This window comes from Falsiroseomonas sp. HW251 (assembly GCF_050563545.1).
Classification (GTDB): Bacteria; Pseudomonadota; Alphaproteobacteria; order Acetobacterales; family Acetobacteraceae; genus Falsiroseomonas.
Genome location: NZ_JBNXUM010000029.1, coordinates 42,911 through 58,791, shown reverse-complemented (window position 1 = coordinate 58,791; position 15,881 = coordinate 42,911). Strand labels below are relative to the sequence as shown.

Annotated in this window: 17 protein-coding genes; 12 read left to right on the top strand and 5 right to left on the bottom strand. The window is 71.6% G+C overall.

What is annotated here, in order from left to right; translation table 11 throughout:
- Positions 1-2: 2 nt before the first annotated feature.
- From ACLF3M_RS27245 to ACLF3M_RS27235, 3 genes are read right to left on the bottom strand one after another with little or no spacing between them, the layout of a single operon-like run.
- Complete coding sequence (locus ACLF3M_RS27245) at positions 3-221, bottom strand: hypothetical protein (RefSeq protein ID WP_430660152.1); 219 nt, start codon at positions 219-221, stop codon at positions 3-5.
- 59 nt (positions 222-280) lie between these two features.
- Complete coding sequence (locus ACLF3M_RS27240; protein ID WP_430660151.1) at positions 281-919, bottom strand: NrsF family protein; 639 nt, start codon at positions 917-919, stop codon at positions 281-283.
- Positions 920-923: 4 nt separating this feature from the next.
- Positions 924-1,547 carry a sigma-70 family RNA polymerase sigma factor gene (locus ACLF3M_RS27235; protein WP_430660150.1) on the bottom strand — a complete coding sequence of 208 codons (624 nt, stop codon included), beginning with the start codon at positions 1,545-1,547 and terminating at the stop codon, positions 924-926.
- Positions 1,548-1,986: 439 nt separating this feature from the next.
- Here ACLF3M_RS27235 and ACLF3M_RS27230 point away from each other — a divergent pair, with 439 nt between their 5' ends.
- Positions 1,987-2,514 carry a hypothetical protein gene (locus tag ACLF3M_RS27230; RefSeq protein WP_430660149.1) on the top strand — a complete coding sequence of 176 codons (528 nt, stop codon included), beginning with the start codon at positions 1,987-1,989 and terminating at the stop codon, positions 2,512-2,514.
- Here the strand turns inward: ACLF3M_RS27230 and opgC are convergent.
- Positions 2,511-3,644: an OpgC domain-containing protein gene (gene opgC / locus ACLF3M_RS27225; protein WP_430660148.1), complete on the bottom strand. Its 1,134-nt coding sequence runs from the start codon at positions 3,642-3,644 to the stop codon at positions 2,511-2,513. The genes ACLF3M_RS27230 and opgC overlap by 4 nt on opposite strands.
- Positions 3,645-3,915: 271 nt before the next feature.
- On the bottom strand, positions 3,916-5,091 hold the full coding sequence (locus ACLF3M_RS27220; protein ID WP_430660147.1) for a mandelate racemase/muconate lactonizing enzyme family protein: 1,176 nt from the start codon (positions 5,089-5,091) through the stop codon (positions 3,916-3,918).
- 87 nt (positions 5,092-5,178) lie between these two features.
- Between ACLF3M_RS27220 and ACLF3M_RS27215 the strand changes: the two genes are divergently transcribed.
- The 11 genes from ACLF3M_RS27215 (at position 5,179) to ACLF3M_RS27165 (ending at position 15,876) form a co-directional block, all read left to right on the top strand.
- Entirely contained in the window at positions 5,179-5,880 is a 702-nt protein-coding gene (locus ACLF3M_RS27215; protein WP_430660146.1) for a GntR family transcriptional regulator, read from the top strand.
- A gap of 47 nt (positions 5,881-5,927) precedes the next feature.
- Positions 5,928-6,878: a tripartite tricarboxylate transporter substrate binding protein gene (locus ACLF3M_RS27210; RefSeq protein WP_430660145.1), complete on the top strand. Its 951-nt coding sequence runs from the start codon at positions 5,928-5,930 to the stop codon at positions 6,876-6,878.
- Positions 6,878-7,846 (top strand): Bug family tripartite tricarboxylate transporter substrate binding protein, encoded by a 969-nt coding sequence (locus tag ACLF3M_RS27205; protein WP_430660144.1) that lies wholly within the window; start codon positions 6,878-6,880, stop codon positions 7,844-7,846. Before ACLF3M_RS27210 ends, ACLF3M_RS27205 begins: the two co-directional genes overlap by 1 nt.
- Before the next feature lie 4 nt (positions 7,847-7,850).
- Positions 7,851-9,026 carry a mandelate racemase/muconate lactonizing enzyme family protein gene (locus ACLF3M_RS27200; protein WP_430660143.1) on the top strand — a complete coding sequence of 392 codons (1,176 nt, stop codon included), beginning with the start codon at positions 7,851-7,853 and terminating at the stop codon, positions 9,024-9,026.
- A 276-nt stretch (positions 9,027-9,302) separates the two neighbouring features.
- Positions 9,303-10,001 carry a GntR family transcriptional regulator gene (locus ACLF3M_RS27195; RefSeq protein ID WP_430660142.1) on the top strand — a complete coding sequence of 233 codons (699 nt, stop codon included), beginning with the start codon at positions 9,303-9,305 and terminating at the stop codon, positions 9,999-10,001.
- Positions 9,992-11,083, top strand: coding sequence for an isocitrate/isopropylmalate dehydrogenase family protein (locus tag ACLF3M_RS27190; RefSeq protein WP_430660141.1), 1,092 nt, complete (start codon positions 9,992-9,994; stop codon positions 11,081-11,083). The genes ACLF3M_RS27195 and ACLF3M_RS27190 overlap by 10 nt, the downstream gene beginning before the upstream one ends.
- Positions 11,080-12,093 carry a Gfo/Idh/MocA family protein gene (locus ACLF3M_RS27185; RefSeq protein WP_430660140.1) on the top strand — a complete coding sequence of 338 codons (1,014 nt, stop codon included), beginning with the start codon at positions 11,080-11,082 and terminating at the stop codon, positions 12,091-12,093. The genes ACLF3M_RS27190 and ACLF3M_RS27185 overlap by 4 nt, the downstream gene beginning before the upstream one ends.
- Positions 12,094-12,123: 30 nt before the next feature.
- Complete coding sequence (locus tag ACLF3M_RS27180) at positions 12,124-13,125, top strand: TRAP transporter substrate-binding protein (RefSeq protein ID WP_430660139.1); 1,002 nt, start codon at positions 12,124-12,126, stop codon at positions 13,123-13,125.
- A 5-nt stretch (positions 13,126-13,130) separates the two neighbouring features.
- Positions 13,131-13,631 carry a TRAP transporter small permease gene (locus ACLF3M_RS27175; protein ID WP_430660138.1) on the top strand — a complete coding sequence of 167 codons (501 nt, stop codon included), beginning with the start codon at positions 13,131-13,133 and terminating at the stop codon, positions 13,629-13,631.
- The gene (locus tag ACLF3M_RS27170; protein WP_430660137.1) at positions 13,628-14,914 is read left to right on the top strand and encodes a TRAP transporter large permease; all 1,287 of its coding nucleotides are present in this window, start codon (positions 13,628-13,630) and stop codon (positions 14,912-14,914) included. The genes ACLF3M_RS27175 and ACLF3M_RS27170 overlap by 4 nt, the downstream gene beginning before the upstream one ends.
- Positions 14,914-15,876, top strand: coding sequence for an SMP-30/gluconolactonase/LRE family protein (locus ACLF3M_RS27165; RefSeq protein WP_430660136.1), 963 nt, complete (start codon positions 14,914-14,916; stop codon positions 15,874-15,876). Before ACLF3M_RS27170 ends, ACLF3M_RS27165 begins: the two co-directional genes overlap by 1 nt.
- The last annotated feature ends 5 nt before the right edge of the window (positions 15,877-15,881 follow it).

The following is a 15,881-nucleotide window of genomic DNA, read 5'->3' as shown; positions in this document are numbered from 1 at the left end:
GCTCAGCTCCCGCGCCGGACGAAGCTGATCCAGCGCCACAGGACCCAGGGCCAGAGCAGCACGAGGCCCGGCAGCAGGAGGGGGCGGACGGCATGGGCGCCGCGCGCCGCCGGGTCCACGCGGTCCAGCCCGGACAGCAGGAAGGCAAGCCCGACGAGCAGCCCGGCCAGTCCATAGCCGCTCGCGGCCGTCAGCAGGATCTCTGCGCTTCGTGCTGTCATCGTAGTCCCCGTAGTCCAGGCTGCAGGTTGTCGCGCGAGGAGGGCGCGGCGCCGGGGCCTCAGGTCATCGCGCGCATCGCGCGCGGACCGAGCAGCCACGCTCCCAGCGTGACGATCGCGATCGAGCCGCCATGCCATATCAGTACCATCGCGGCCGCATCGAGGTGGTGCACGAGCGAAAGCCCGACCGACGCCGTCGCGGCCGCGGCGAGCCCGCCGAGCGCGGCGACCGGGGCAGGCCGGATCGGGCCGGCATGCCGCGTCATCCACAGCATCGCCGCGGTCAGCGGCACGCCGAAGGCGATGATGAAGCGCAGGCAGCCGAAGCTGGTGCCGAGCCCGAGCGTGCCGTCCTCCGCCAGGTCGCGCAGGCAGCCCCAGCCCAGCCCCGAAAGCCACAGCGCCGCGAAGGGCAGGGGCAGCAGCGCCCAGCGCCCGCTGCGGTCCGGAAGCGCGAGCTGGAACGCCGCCACCGCGGCGGCGAGCCCTGTCAGCAGCGCGGCCGCCAGGTTGATCCGCTCCTCCGTCAGCATCAGCCGCTCCGCCAGGTCGTGCCGGAAGCCGGAGACCGCGACGCAGATGCCGAGCACGATCAGCGCGAGCAGGAGCCAGGACGCCGCCGCGCTCCAGGGCGACGGGACCCGCCGCACGGGGGCGAGCCCCTGGGCGAGGTGGCGGATCAGGTCATCCGTGTGCATCGCCTCAGCCTTCCCCGGCGCCGAAGCGCCGCCGGAGTGCGTGCAGCGCCCGGTGCGTCGCGACCTTCAGCGCGGCGACGCTCAGCCCGGAGCGCTCGGACGCCTCGTGCAGCGAAAGCCCTTCCAGCTTGGCGAGCCTCAGCGCCGTCCGCTGGCTTTCGGGCAGGCTGGCGACCGCCTCGCGCAGCTGGCGCGCCGCGAGCCACTCCTCGCCCTGGGGTGGCGTGGCCGCCAGGTGCTCCGGCAGGTCGTCGATCGGCGCCTCGCGGCCGGCGCCGCGGGCGCGCCGCCGCACGCGGTCCACGGCCCGCCGGGTCGCAATGGTGGCGAGCCAGGCGCCAAAAGGACGCGCGGGGTCGTAGGTGTGGCGAAGCGAGTGCAGCGTCAGCAGCGTGTCCTGCACCGCGTCCTCCACCTCAGCCGCGTCGCGGATGCGGGCCCGGCACAGCGCGCGGATGCGCGGCGTCGCTTCCCGGAGGAGCGTCTCGTAGGCCTGCGCGTCGCCCTGCTGGCCGGCGGCCATCAGGGCGCTCCAGCGCGCGTCGCGCGCCGCGCCGGCGAGGTCCTCCGCCGTCATCCGCGCGGCCCGGCGGCGCGGCGGCGGGAGCAGTTCGAGCGTGGCCTCCATGTCAGGCCGTGATCCCGACGATGCCGCTGCGCCGATGATCGCGCGTGGTGCATGGAGGATCCCCGTCGAGACGCGGGCCGCTCGCCCGGTCGGGATGCTGCCATGCCCGCGCGGCGCGATCCATCACGCGATCGCTGCGCAGGGCGCGGCAGGGGCCGGGACGGGTCAGGGACATCGGGGAAAACTCCGCTCGCAGCCTGGACTTCGCGCGGCGGTGGCAAATGGTTACAGGCGCTCATGCGTCGGCGCGCAGGAGCTCGGCGAAGGAGGCCTCGTCGCCGGCGCGCAGCCGGTCGGGCAGGGGCGCAAGGTCCTTTATCTATCCGACACGCCGCGGTCGGCGTGCGCCCCGTAACGCGGGGCGGTCGTGGCGCGAAGAGGGACATGACGGCAGACCGCGCGATCCCGCGCGGCGCGGCGCAGCAGAAAGGCCCTTCGCATGTACACCGGAACCGCGTCCCTCCGCGACGGCCTGCAGCCCGACACCGGCGCGCGGACGCCGATCGGGGCGGCGGGGCTTGCCGCCATGCCGCGCGCGGCGCGGATCGCATCCTGGCTCGCCGCGGGCTGGATCGCCTGGGAGCTCGGCTACTACGAGCAGTACAAGCTGACCGGCGCCGAGGGCTCGGTCCACCTGTTCGGCATCCTGTCGGACTGGCTCGGCACGCCGGGCGGGGAGAAGCCGTTCCGCCTGTTCGTCGCCGTGCAAGAGATCGTCGGCGCCATCCTGGTCCTGCTGCCCTGGACGCGCGTGCCAGGTGCCGCGCTGTCCTTCGCCACCATGGCGGGCGCGATCTTCTTCCACACCGTGAGCCCGCTCGGCATAGACCCCTACGGCGATGGCGGCGTGCTGTTCAAGGAAGCGGTCTTCACGCTGCTGATGTCGGCGCTGATCCTTGTGCTGCACCGCCGCGAGGTGCCGGGCTGGCTCGCGCGGCTGCCCTGGATCGGGGCGCGCTTACGCTAGGCGCCGCCAGCCCGCTCCGGGCCGGTGCGCCGGGCGGCGCCGCCGCGGTCAGCCCAGAGCGCGAAGCTCGCCAACAGGCCGGTGCCGGCAAGGATCAGCAGCGGATCGAGCCAGGGCGCCGCTTGCGGATGCAGGCGCAGCGCCGTGCTGGCCACCCAGGAGAGCACGAGGCCCAGGCAGAAGACCGGCAGGCTGTTGCGTCCGATCGCCGCGAGCGTCATGCCGAGCCGACCCCGCATCCAGCCCGCCTCCCGCGGGAGGATGCAGGCGACGAGCCAGGCGAGCGCGAGCGCGTGCAGCAGCCGCGTCGGCGGAAGGTCCGACTTGCCTTCCAGCAGCTCCCCGCCCAGGCCGAGATAGGGCAATGCGCCATGGTCCACGAGCCGCGCGTAGAAGCCGACCGCCACCACCGCCGCGGCGCCGGCGGTCACCAGCGGATGCGCGGGCAGCGCGCGGCCCGCGAGCAGCTTCTGACGTCCGAACCAGGCGCCGAGCAGGAACAGGAACTGCCAGGCCAGCGGGTTGAACGAGAGCGCCGTGCCGCCGATGCCCGGCACCTCGAGCCCGCCGAGCTGCACCCCGGCATAGAGCGCCGCGGAGGGCAGCAGCGCCCAGGCGCCGAAGCGCCCGGCGAGCCACAGGAAGCCCGGCAGCAGCAGCATGCACCAGGCGAAGAGCGGCAGGATGCCGGTGAAGTCCGGCTGGTAGAGCCCGACGGCGAGCCCGGCGAGCGCCTCGGCGGGCGCCGCGGCCAGGAAGCCCCATCCCATCCGCGCCGCCTCGCCTGGCAGAAGCCTCGCATCCGCCCAGGCCGCCAGCACGGCAAGGACGGCGACCACGCCGAGATGCATCGCATAGAGCCGGCGCAGGCGCCCCCCGAGATCGCGCACGGCGCCGGCGAACCCGTCCCGCACCGATTTCAGCGCGAAGACGGAGCCGAGGCCGAGGCCGGAGAGAAAGACGAACTGCTCGGAACTGTCGGACAGGCCCCAGCTCGCATGGATGAACCAATAGAGGCCGGTGCCCGCGATATGCGAGACGAAGATGCTGAGCTGCATCCAGCCGCGCACCACGTCGAGCCGCAGGTCGCGCGGCGGTCGTGCCGGCATGGCGGGGACCGTCGCCTTCACCGCGCTGATCGGGCAGCTGCAGGGCGGGGCCGCACTGCCCTGGCGCGGGCGGGCGGAAGCAGGGGATCTGCGGCAATCCGGCGCGGCATCGGCACCCCATCGACGATCGGTTCGCACGCGCCCCCGTGCCGCGCGTAGCACGCGCGGCCTGGCGGCCCATCCCGCCTTCGCCGGGAGCGGCGCGAAGGTTTCGCGCCGGCCTGCCCGGCCGGACCGGATCAGCGTGGTCGACGCTCGTCGGCCTGCGCCCTGCCCACGCGGCGATCTCCGGCTAATCCCGCTGCACCTCGCCAAGCAGGTCGCAGCCCTTCAGGTAGTCCGGGCGGAGCTCGACACCCAGGCCGGGGCGGGTCGGCAGGGGAAGATGCCCGTCCACGATGCCGCGCTCAAACGCCTCGTCCACCATGTCCAGGCGGTCGTCCTCCGGCCAGGCCGGGAAGATCTCCTGGATCAGGAAGTTAGGCGTCGCGAAGGACAGGTTCACGCAGGCCGCGGTGGAAACCGGGCCGCCGCAATTATGGGGCTGGAGATAGACACCATGCGCAGCGGCCAGCGCCGCGATCTGCCGCACGCCGGTGAAGCCGCCGGCGATCCCCATGTCGGGCTGCGCCAGCGAGAAGGCCTTCGCCTCGAAATGCCGGCGGAAGTCGCCGGCCGTCGAGAGCCGCTCGCCGCCGGCGATCGCGATGCCGGTCTGCAGCCCGACCTCGCGCGCCGCGCCCGCGTCCTCGGCATCCGCCACCTCCTCCATGCAGAAAGGGCGCGTGTGGGCAATGCGGCGGCCGAAGCGGATGCTGTCCATCGGCCACATGTTGCCGTGCAGCTCGACAATGATGTCCATCGCCGGACCGACGGCGTCGCGCACCGCTTCCACGCGGGCGACCGCCAGGTCCTCGTACCAGCGCTCGATGTGGCGCGTGACGTGGTGGGCGCGGCCCTCGGCATCCAGCTTCATCGGGTCGAACTTCAGCGCGGTGAAGCCGCGCGCCTGCACCTCCTTCGCCGCCCGCGCATAGGCGTCCGGCGGGCCCAGGCCGCGGTACCAGCCATTGCAATAGAGCCGCAGCCGGTCGCGGCAGGCGCCGCCGAGCAGCACATGCACGGGCTGGCCGAGCGCCTTGCCCTTGATGTCCCACAGCGCCTCGTCCAGCGCGCTGATCGCCGCGCCGAGGATCGGGCCGGGAACATGTCCCCAGAAGGTGTCGCGGCGCAGTTCGTCCTGGATCTGCTCGGTGCGGAAGGGATCGCGGCCGAGCAGGCGGGTGCGCGCGAGTTCGAGCAGGATCTCCGCCGCGCCGCGGCCCCCCGCGCCATAGGCCAGGCCGATCTCGCCGGCGCCGCGCAGGCCGTCATCCGTGATCACTTCCACCGGCAGCACGGCATGGGCGGCGCCTTCGCGCATGGCGCTGAAGCGCGTGCGGTGGACCCGGACGGCGGCGACCTGCATCACCTGCTCCTCATATTTGATCAAAACGACATGCGAGTGTTGACTCGATGCGCAGCCCTTGTCCATCCTCACCGACAGGAACCCGCCATGTCCCTCATCCGCCCCGATCCCGATGTCGGAACCAGCGCGCTGCCCTTCGGCAGCACGGTCTACCAGCGCGTGCACGAGCACCTGCGCGCGGAGATCATCGCCGGTCGCCTGCCGCCGGGCATGCGGCTGAAGATCCAGGACCTCGCGACACGCTACGGCCTGTCGCACATGCCCGTGCGCGAGGCGCTGCAGCAGCTCCAGGGCGAGGGGCTGGTCGTGATGTCCCCCAACCGCGGCGCCACCGTCCGCCGCATGGACGCGCAGTTCGTGCGCAACCTCTTCGGCATCCGCGAGGCGCTGGAGGGATACCTGACACGCCAGGCCGCCGGCGCGCTGACGCCCGACGACATCGCGGCGTTGCGCGCCATCCAGGCGGAGCTCCGCACCGCGCATCGGACACGCGACATGCAATCCATCGTGCGCCTGAACCGCGCCTTCCACCGCACCATCGAGGCTGCCGCCGGCAACGACGAGGCGATCCGGCTGCTCGACCTGCACAGCAACCTCATCGGTGCGCTTCGCACCCGAGTGGGCTACCGCCCGGGACGCGTCGAAACGGTGCTCGCGGAACACGACGCCATGGTCGAGGCGCTGGCCGCCGGCGACGCCGCCGCGGCCGGCGAGATCCACGACCGCCACATCCGCGGCGCGCGGGACGACATCATCGACGCGATGGCGGAACCTGACGACGTGACGTGATGCGGGCGCGGCCGCGCGCTGCGCCGCGAACGGGGAGGAGAGGACGCATGCAACGACGTGCGCTGATCGCCGCACTGGCGGCGGGCGGCTTCGCCCGCCCCGGGCTCGCGCAGGGCGTGCCGGCCGAGATCCGGATGATCGTGCCCTTCGCCGCGGGCGGCGCCACCGACCTGCTGGCGCGGCGCCTGCAGCCGGTGCTCGAGCCGCGCGGGCACAGGCTGGTCGTGGAGAACCTGGTCGGCGGCGGCTCCATGGTGGGCATGAGCCGCGTCGCGCAGTCGCGCCCCGATGGCCGCACGCTCGGGATGGGATCCTCCGGCCTGATCGGCCAGATCGTCGCCAACGAGATCCCGCTGCGTTTCGAGCAGTTCACGCCGCTGGTCCGGGTCGCGGTGGACCCGCTGGTGATCGTCACCGGGGGCGCGTCCCGCTTCGCGCGCTTCCAGCTTGTGGTCGAGGCGATGCGCGCCGGGCCGGGGCCGTCCATCGGCGCGGCAGGGCCGCGCGGCACCATCGGCCATCTGCGCCTGGCCGGCATGGCGGAGCAGCTCGGCGGGCAGTTCACCTATGTCGGCTATCCCGGCGCGTCGCGCGTGGCGACGGAGCTGATCGGCGGCCATCTCGACCTCGCCATCGTCAAGCCGAACGACGTCTTCGGCCAGATCCGCAGCGGCGCGCTCCGTGTGCTGGCGGTGGTGGAAGAGGACCGCGTGCGGCAGCTTCCCGACGTGCCGACCGTGGTCGAACTCGGCCTGCGCGCACATCCCTTCGGCCGGCTGACGCAGATGACCTTCGTCAACGCCCCGGCCGGCATGCCGGCAGAGACCCGCGCCGCGTTGATCTCGGTGCTGCGCGAAGCCGTGCTGTCACAGGACTACCAGTCGAAGTCGCAGGACGACGGCTACATCGCCGACGCCCTGGCCGGCGAGGCGCTGGACGCCGCCATCGCCGAGACCGCGAACGCAATCCGCACCGCCCAGCAGAAGGTGTCGTCCTGATGAAGCGCCGCACCCTCCTCGCCGCCGCGTCGGCGCTGCCCGTGCTGCCTGCAGCCGCGCAGGCGCAATCCTTCCCGACGCGTCCGGTGCGCATGGTGATCGGCTTCCCGCCGGGCGGCGGGTCCGACCAGGTCGGACGGCCGCTCGCCGCGCGCATGCCGGACGTGCTCGGCCAGCAGATCGTCGTCGAGAACCGCGGCGGCGCGAACGGCAACCTCGCGCTGGAATACGTCGCGCGCATCACGCCCGACGGCTACACCATCTGCCACGTCAACAACTCCGTCATCGCGATCAACCCGCTGCTCTACCGCAACCTGCCCTTCAACGTGCTCGAGGATTTCGAGCCGCTGGGCACGGTGACGCTGGGCGGGCTGATCATCACCGTGCCGGCGACGCTGCCGGTCAGGACGCTTCCCGAATTCGTGGACTATGCGAAGGCACGGCCGGGGCAGCTGAATTTCGGCTCGGGCGGACAGGGCAGCATCACCCATCTCGGCTTCGAGCTCTTCGTGCGCAGCGCCGGGCTGAACGTCGTGCACGTCCCCTATCGCGGCAGCGCGCCGGCGCTGCAGGACATGCTCGGCGGCTCCATCCAGCTCATGGTGGATGGCGTGAACGTTTCCAAGGCGATGATGGATGCGGGGCGTGTCCGCGCGCTGGCCTTCCTTGGCCCGCAGCGCCACCCGCTGTTGCCGGAGCTGCCGACCGCGGTCGAGCAGGGCTATCCCGCCGTGCTGGTCGGCGGCTGGCAGGGCTTCGTCGCACCAGCGCGCACGCCGCCCGCCGTGCTCGACCGGCTCGAGGCGTCGCTGAAATACGCGGTGGAGACGGCCGAGGTGCAGCAGGTCTTCAACGCCGGCGGCACGATCGGCGCGTTCCAGGACCGCCGCACCATGGCGCGGCTGATCCGCGAGGAACTGGAGCGCTGGCGGCCGATCATCGCCGATCTCGGCCTGACGCTGGACTGATCGCATGCGCATCGCCCATGTCGAGCCGATCGTCGCCGATGCGGGGTGGCGGACCTTCTCCTTCCTGAAGGTGGCCACGGCCTGCGGCATCGTCGGCTGGTCCGAATACAACGAGGATTTCGGATCGAAGGGGCTGTCGGACGTCATCCGCGCCCTCGCGCCGCTGCTGATCGGGCAGGACCCGCGCCGCAGCGAGGCGATCGTCGCCCGGCTGCACGTCGCGACCCGGCAGGCGCGCGGCGGGCTGAACCAGCAGGCGATCGCCGCGATCGAGAACGCGCTGTTCGACATCCGTGGCAAGGAGGCCGGCAAGCCGGTCTGTGCGCTGTTCGGCGGGCCCGTGCGCGACCGCATCCCGCTCTACTGGTCGCATTTCGGCACCTACCGCGTCGGCCAGCGCGGAAAGGGGTTCCTGCCGGAGCTGCTGACCCTCGACGACCTCGCGCGCCATGCGGCGGAGGTGAAGGCGGCGGGGTTCCGCTGCCTGAAGACCAACACCATGCCGCTGCGCGACGGGCAGCTCGCATGGTTCAATCCCGGTTTCGGCCGCACGCCGGGCTGGCCGGAGCTGAACTGGGACGCGCAGGTGCTGGCCGACACGCAGCAGCAGCTGCGCACGATCCGCGACGCCGTAGGGCCGGGCTTCGGCATCATGCTCGACACCAACTTCCACTACCGGACCGAGGGCTACCTGCAGGTGGCCGAGGCCGTCGCGCCCTTCGGCCTGACCTGGCTCGAGATCGACACCCACGACCCCGCAAGCCTCGCGCTGATCCGCCGCCAGGCGCCTTGCCCGATCGCGTCCTGCGAGACGCTGCACGGGCGGCGCGATTTCCGCCCCTATCTCGAGCAGTATGCGATGGACGTCGCCATCGTGGACGTGCCGTGGAACGGAATCGGCGAGAGCGTGAAGATCGCGGCGATGGCCGATGCGTGGGAGATCAACTGCGCGCCGCACAACTTCTACGGCCATCTCTGCAGCTACATCAGCGCGCATTTCTGCGCCGCGATCCCGAACTTCCGCATCATGGAGATCGACATCGACAGCACGCCCTGGCGGGACGAGTTCGTGAGCCACCCGCCGGTGATCGAGGATGGCTGCTTCGTGCTGCCGGACCGGCCGGGCTGGGGCTGCGAGGTGAACGAAGCCGCGCTGCGCGCCCGCCCGCCGCGGGGCTGAAGCAGGTCGCGGGAAAGCGGGATCGCCTGACGGTGTGACTCTGCAAGGCCGATCCGTGGGCTTGCCTCGTCGTGGCTGCCCTACCTGCCACGACGCAATTGTGTATGCGTTACAGGATGCGGACGCGTCTTACCAACGGGTGAGAGATAAAGCAGCACTTGCGCCGCTGCCTCTTTGCATCCAACAATGCATGCATTGACCGCCCTTGTTCTCGATCCGACCCGACAGGAGCGCCACCCTGATCCCGCCCTCTCAACGCTATCGGGCACGCCGCTGATGCCGCCTGCGGCCATGCCGGGCCAGCCGGGCCGCGCGCGCCCGGGCACCGCTGCCGACGTCGCCTATGGCCGACTCAAGGCCATGATCCTGGACAACGCCCTCCCGCCCGGCACCCAGCGGCTGGAAGCCGAGCTGGCGCTTGAACTCGGCATCTCCCGCACCCCGGTTCGCGAGGCAATGCTGCGGCTGGAGCAGGACGGGCTTGTCTCCATCACGCCGCGCCACGGGATGCGCGTCCTGCCCATCGCGCTCGCCGACATCCGCGACATCTACGAGGTGTTGACCAGCCTCGAGCCGACCGCCGCCGAGGCGCTGGCGCGCCGCCAGCTGCCCGCCGAGCAGCTCCGGCCGCTCCACCGCGCCTGCGACGACATGGCCGCGGCCGTCGCCGCCGGAGACCGCGCCGCCTGGGCCGAGGCCGACGAGGCCTTCCACCGCGGCCTGGTCGAACTCTGCGGCAACCGCCGCCTCGCCGGCATGGTGATGCAGGTCTGGGACCAGTCGCACCGCGTGCGGATGGTGACGCTGAACCTCCGCCCCCTGCCGCAGGCGAGCACCGCAGAGCATCGCGCCATCATGACCGCGATCGCCGCCGGCGACGGCGACGGGGCGCGCGAGCTTTACCGCATCCATCGCCGCCGCGGCGGAATGGAGCTGATCTCCCTGGTGGAACGGAGTGGCCTGGCATGGCTCTAGGCAGCAACAGCGTCCATGTCGCCCTCATGCCCGGCGACGGCATCGGCGTGGAGGTGACGGAGGCGACGATGGCCGTCCTCGGTCGCCTCGCGAAGCGCCACGGCCTCGGCCTCGCGACGGAGACGCTGCAGGCAGGCGCCTTCGTTTATCGCGACACCGGCACGGCGATGAGCGAGGAGGTGTTCGGCCGCGCCAAGGCGGCGGATGCCATCCTGCTCGGCGCGATGGGCTGGCCGGGCATCCGCTACCCCGACGGGACGGAGATCGCGCCGCAGCTCGACCTGCGCTTCCGCCTCGGCCTTTATGCCGGTGTGCGGCCGATCCGCGCCGTTCCGGGCGTCCCGCTCGCGCTCGCCGATCCGCGCGCGAAGACGATCGACCTCGTCATCCTGCGCGAGAGCACTGAGGGGCTGTTCTGGGCGCGCGGCCGCGGCGAGGTGATCGAGGACCGGGAGGCGCGCGACACCATGGTGATCACGCGCGCGACGACGGAGCGCCTGTCCCGCTTCGCCTTCCGCCTGGCGGAGCGGCGCGCGGCGCGGCTTGGACGGCCGCAGAAGGTCACGCTGGTGGACAAGGCCAATGTCTTCACCTCCATGGCCTTCATGCGGAAGGTCTTCCACGAGGTCGCGCGCGAGTTCCCCGGCGTGCCGGCGGCCGACCACTACATCGACGCGATGGCCCTCGACCTCCTGCGGCGGCCCTGGGATTTCGACGTGCTGCCGATGGAGAACATGTTTGGCGACATCATGTCCGACCTCGGCGCCGGGCTGATCGGCGGCATGGGCTATGCGCCGAGTGCCGACATCGGCGACGAGCACGCGGTGTTCCAGCCGAGCCACGGCACCGGGCCCGATATCGCCGGCAAGGGCGTCGCGAACCCGACGGCGATGATCTTGTCGGCCGCGCTGATGCTGGATTGGCTCGGCGCGCGCGGCGCGGGCCAGGCCTGGACGGATGCGGCGACCGAGCTCGAGGCGGCGGTGGACGGCGCCTTCGCGAACGGCCTGCGCAGCGCCGAGTTCGGCGGCGTCGGCACGAAGGAGGTGGCGCGAGCCGTGGCGGAGCGGATTCCGGCATGAGGGTCGCCGTCCTCGGCTGCGGCTACTTCTCCCAGTTCCACCGGGACGCCTGGTCGCGCCTGCCGGTGGAGGTCGTCGCGATCTGCGACCGGGACCGCGCCAGGGCCGAGGCCGCCGCCGTCCCCTTCCCCGCGGCCCGCGCCTTCGACGACGCCGCGCGGGCGCTGGAGGAGGCGCGGCCGCAGCTCGTGGACATCGTCACGCCGCCCGGCACGCATGAGGAGCTCGTGCGGCTCTGCGCCGCGCGCGGCATCCCCGCCATCTGCCAGAAGCCGCTCGCGCCGGACTGGGACACGGCCTGCCGCATCGTGGAGGCGGCGGAGCGCGCCGGCGTGCCGCTCATCGTGCACGAGAACTTCCGCTTCATGCCGTGGTTCATGGAAACCGCACGCCTGGTCGAGGCGGGAGCGGTGGGCGAGCCGCTCGACATCTCCTTCCGGCTCCGCCCGGGCGACGGCCAGGGGCCGGACGCCTATCTCTCGCGCCAGCCCTATTTCCGCACAATGCCGCGGTTCCTCGTGCACGAGACGATCATCCACCTGATCGACGTGTTCCGGATGCTGTTCGGAGAGGTCGCGGGCGTCTTCGCGCGGCTGCGCACGCTGAACCCCGCGATCACCGGCGAGGATGCGGCGACCGTGCTATTCGCCTTCGCCGACCCGCGCCGACAGGGCATCGTGGACGGCAACCGCCTGGTGGACCACCCGAGCGACGATCCCCGCATGACCAACGGCGTGCTTCTGGTGGAGGGCACGGGCGGGCAGATCCGGCTCGACGGCCATGGCCGGCTTTTCACCCGCCGGCATCGCGGCGAGGAGACCGAGCACCGCTACGACTGGCAGGCCCGCGGCTATGGCGGGGATTGCGTGTTCCGCCAGACCGAGGCCGCGTTGCGTCACCTCAGGGACGGCGCGCCGGTGCCGAACATCGCGCGCGCCTGGCTCCGCAACATGCAGATCGAGGAAGCCATCTACCGGTCGGCTGCGGAGGGCCGCTTCGTGACCGTCTGAACGACACGCATCGAGGAGGAGGAAGCGACAATGATCATCACACGACGCACCGCGCTGCTCGCCGGCGCCGGCCTGCTGGCCGCGCCCGCCATCTCCCACGCTCAGCAGCCCCGCACGCTGCGGCTCAACCACACAGATACCGAGGTCGGCGCGCGGCAGGAAGCCGCGAACCTCTTCGCCCGCCGCGTGCAGGAGCTGACCGACGGGCGCTTCCGCGTGCAGGTCTTCCATTCCGGCCAGCTCGCCAACGACGCGCGCAGCCTGGAGCAGGTCGCCGTCGGCTCCATCGACATGGCCATCACCGGCGTGGTCACCTACGCGACCCATACGCGCCCGCTGAACCTGGTCGCCCTGCCCTATCTTGCAGAGACCTACCAGCAGGGCTGGCGGCTCTACGACCAGTCGCGCTTCATCGCGGAGCAGAAGCAGGCGCTGATCGGCCGAGGCATGCGCGTGATCGGCGATTGGGAAGCCGGCTTCCGGTCCTTCTCCACCAATTTCCCGCTGCCCTCACCGGCCGCGGCGCGCGGGCGCAAGCTGCGCATCGCGCCGGTAGACATGGTCCGCTGGATCATGGAAAGCCAGGGCTGGAACCCCGTGGTGATGCCGGTGACCGAGGTCTACCTCGCGATCCAGCAGGGTACGGTGGACGGGCAGGAGAACCCGGTGGACACCATCTTCTCCCAGCGCTTCTACGAGGTCGCGCGCCACATTACGCTGTCCAACCACGTCTACTCGCCGCTCTGGCTCTGCGTGGCGGAGCGCAGCTGGGGCACGCTGCCGCAGAACGCGCGCGACGCGCTGGTGCAGGCGGGGCTCGAGAGTGGCCGGTTCAACCGCGAGACGGTCGCCGCCAACGACGACAGGCTGCTCGAGCAGATGACGGCGCGTGGCGCGGTGGTGAACCGGCCCGACCTCGCGGCCTGGCGCCAGGCCTCGCAGGGCGCCGTCGCGCGGGCGCGCCAGGAATACGGTGCCGAGACGGTGGACCGCTTCATCGAGGAGGCGAGCAGCCTCCGCAGCCAGGGCTGACGGCCGTGCTGCGCGCGCTCGACCGCTTCTGCGCCATGCTCGGGCGCGCGCTGGACGGGTTCCTCGTGCTCGGCGGCGGCGGGCTAACCGCCGTCGTGATGGCCAACGTCGTCGCGCGCTACGTCTTCAACATCTCGCTCGCCTGGGTGAACGAGATGGGTGAGTTCACTTTGCTCTGGCTGACCTTCCTCGGCGGCGCGCGCGCGATCCAGCTCGGCGCCCATCTCTCCATCACCGAGCTCGTGGACGCCGCAGGACCCCGCGCGAAATCCGTGCTGGGCTGGATTGCGGAGGCGATGGCCGCCGCGGTGCTGCTCGCCTTCCTGGTTTGGGGCAGCGCGCTGTCGCGCCAGATGATGGGGCAGACGCTCTCCGTCACCTACATCCCGATGGGCCTCGCCTATGCCGCGATGCCGGTAGGCGCGGCGCTCGGGCTGCTCTTCATCCTGCAGCGCCTGGCGGCCGGGCCCGCGCAGGCGCCGCACCGGGAAGGCGGCGTGGCATGACGCTGTTCCTCTCGGCCTTCCTGATCTTCATGGGCATCGCGCTGCTCGGCGTGCCGCTGGTCTGGGCGCTGGTCGTCGCGACCTTCGCCTACATGAACCTCTCGCCGAACTTCTACGTCGAGGAAGGCATGCTGCTGTCCTTCATCGGCGGCGTGGAGCCGTTCCATCTGCTCGCGGTGCCGATGTTCATCGTGGCGGGCGAGATCATGGTGGCAGGCGGCGTCGGCCAGCGCATGATCGACTTCGCGGCCAAGGCGCTCGGCTTCCTGCGCGGCGGGCTCGGCGTAGTCACCGTCTCCTCCTCCATGCTGTTCGGCGGCGTCTCGGGCTCGGCGGTGGCGGACAGCGCGGCGGTGGGCAGCGTGATGATCCCGGGCATGCAGCGGCGCGGCTACACGCGCGAATTCGCCGCGGCGCTGGTGGCGGTGGCGGGCACGCTCGGCATCATCATCCCGCCGTCCATCCCGATGGTGATCTTCGCCTTCATGGGTGGTGTCAGCGTGAAGGAACTGTTTCTCGCCGGCTTCATCCCCGGCCTGCTCTTCGGGCTCGGGCTGATGGCCTGGTGCATGTATCTCGGCAAGGCGCGCGGCTGGGATCCCGGCGGGGAGCGCACCAGCGCGAACGAGCTCCTCGCCGCCTTCCGCGACTGCATCCCCGCGCTGATCTTCCCGGTGGTCATCCTGGGCGGGATCTTCGGCGGGGTCTTCACGCCGACCGAAGCCGCGGCCGTGGCCTGCTTCTACGCCCTGCTGGTCGGGCGCTTCGTCTATCGCGAGCTCGCCTGGGCCGACGTGCCGCGCATCCTGCGCGACAGCTTCATCACCTCGGCCACCGTCATGCTGGTCATTGGCGCGACCACCGCCTTCGCATGGGTCATGACGATGGAAGGCGTGCCGATGGACCTCGTTGCCACGCTGCGCGGCTGGAACCTCGACCGCTGGGAGTTCCTGCTGGTCGTCAACATCGCCCTGCTGCTGCTCGGCATCTTCCTCGAGCCCGTTCCCGCGCTGATCCTGACCGCGCCGCTGCTGCTGCCGGTGGCCAGGGGGCTGGGCGTGGATCCCGTGCATCTCGGCCTGATCATGACCTGCAACCTGGCGATCGGGCTGTTCACGCCGCCGGTCGGCGGCACGCTCTTCGTCGCGGCGAAGATCGCCAACGCGCGGATGTGGGGTATCACGAAGGAACTCGGCCCGATGTTCGGCATCTGCTGCATCGTGCTGGCCGTCATCACCTATTTCCCGGCCTTCGTGATGGCACCGGTGCAGTGGTTCCGCTGATGCTGGCACTCTCCGACGTCAGCTTCCACGGCAGCGGCCTGGTGCGGCCGGAATCCGTCATCGTCTCCCGCGCAGGAGAGGTCTTCACCGCGGATTTCCGCGGCGGCGTTGCGGCCCTCGCGCCGGACGGATCGCACCGGCTCATCGCGGGCCGCACAAGCGACCTGCCGCAGGGCCTGAAGCCCAACGGCATCGCCTTCGAGCCCGACGGCAGCTTCATCATTGCCCATCTCGGCGCGGAGGAGGGCGGCGTGTTCCGCCTGTCGCGCGACGGCCAGGCGACGCCGCTGCTGCGTGAGGTCGACGGCGTGGCGCTGCCGCCCACCAATTACGCGCTGCGCGACCTGCACAGCCGGCTCTGGGTGACCGTCTCCACCCGCCTCATGCCGCGCGACCGCGACTGGACGCCGCGCGCGGCGAGCGGCTTTATCGCGCTGGTCGATGAGCGCGGCGCGCGGATCGTGGCGGACGGGCTCGGCTACACCAACGAATGCCTGCCCTCGCGGGATGGCCGGCATCTCTACGTGAACGAGACCTACACGCGCCGCCTCTCGCGCTTTCCCGTGGCCGCCGACGGAAGCCTCGGTCCGAAGGAGGTGCTGCATGAATTCGCGCCGGGCGAGTTCCCCGACGGCCTTGCCTTCGACGCGGAGGGCCAGGTCTGGGTCACCGCCATCGTCGCCAACCGGCTGCTCCGCCTGGATCCCGCGACCGGCCGTGTCCGATGCATGCTCGATGGCGGCGATCCCGCCCATGTCGCCCGCATCGCCGCGGCCTGCGAAGCCGGCACGCTGACATCAGCCGACATGGCACAGGCGCACAGCCCGCTCGCCAACGTGTCGTCCCTCGCCTTCGCCGGCCCCGGGCGGCGCGAGGCCTGGCTCGGCTGCCTTCTTGCGGACCGCATCATGCGGGTGAAGATGCCGGTCGCCGGGCATCCGCCGCCCCACTGGGCGTGGTAGCGCCG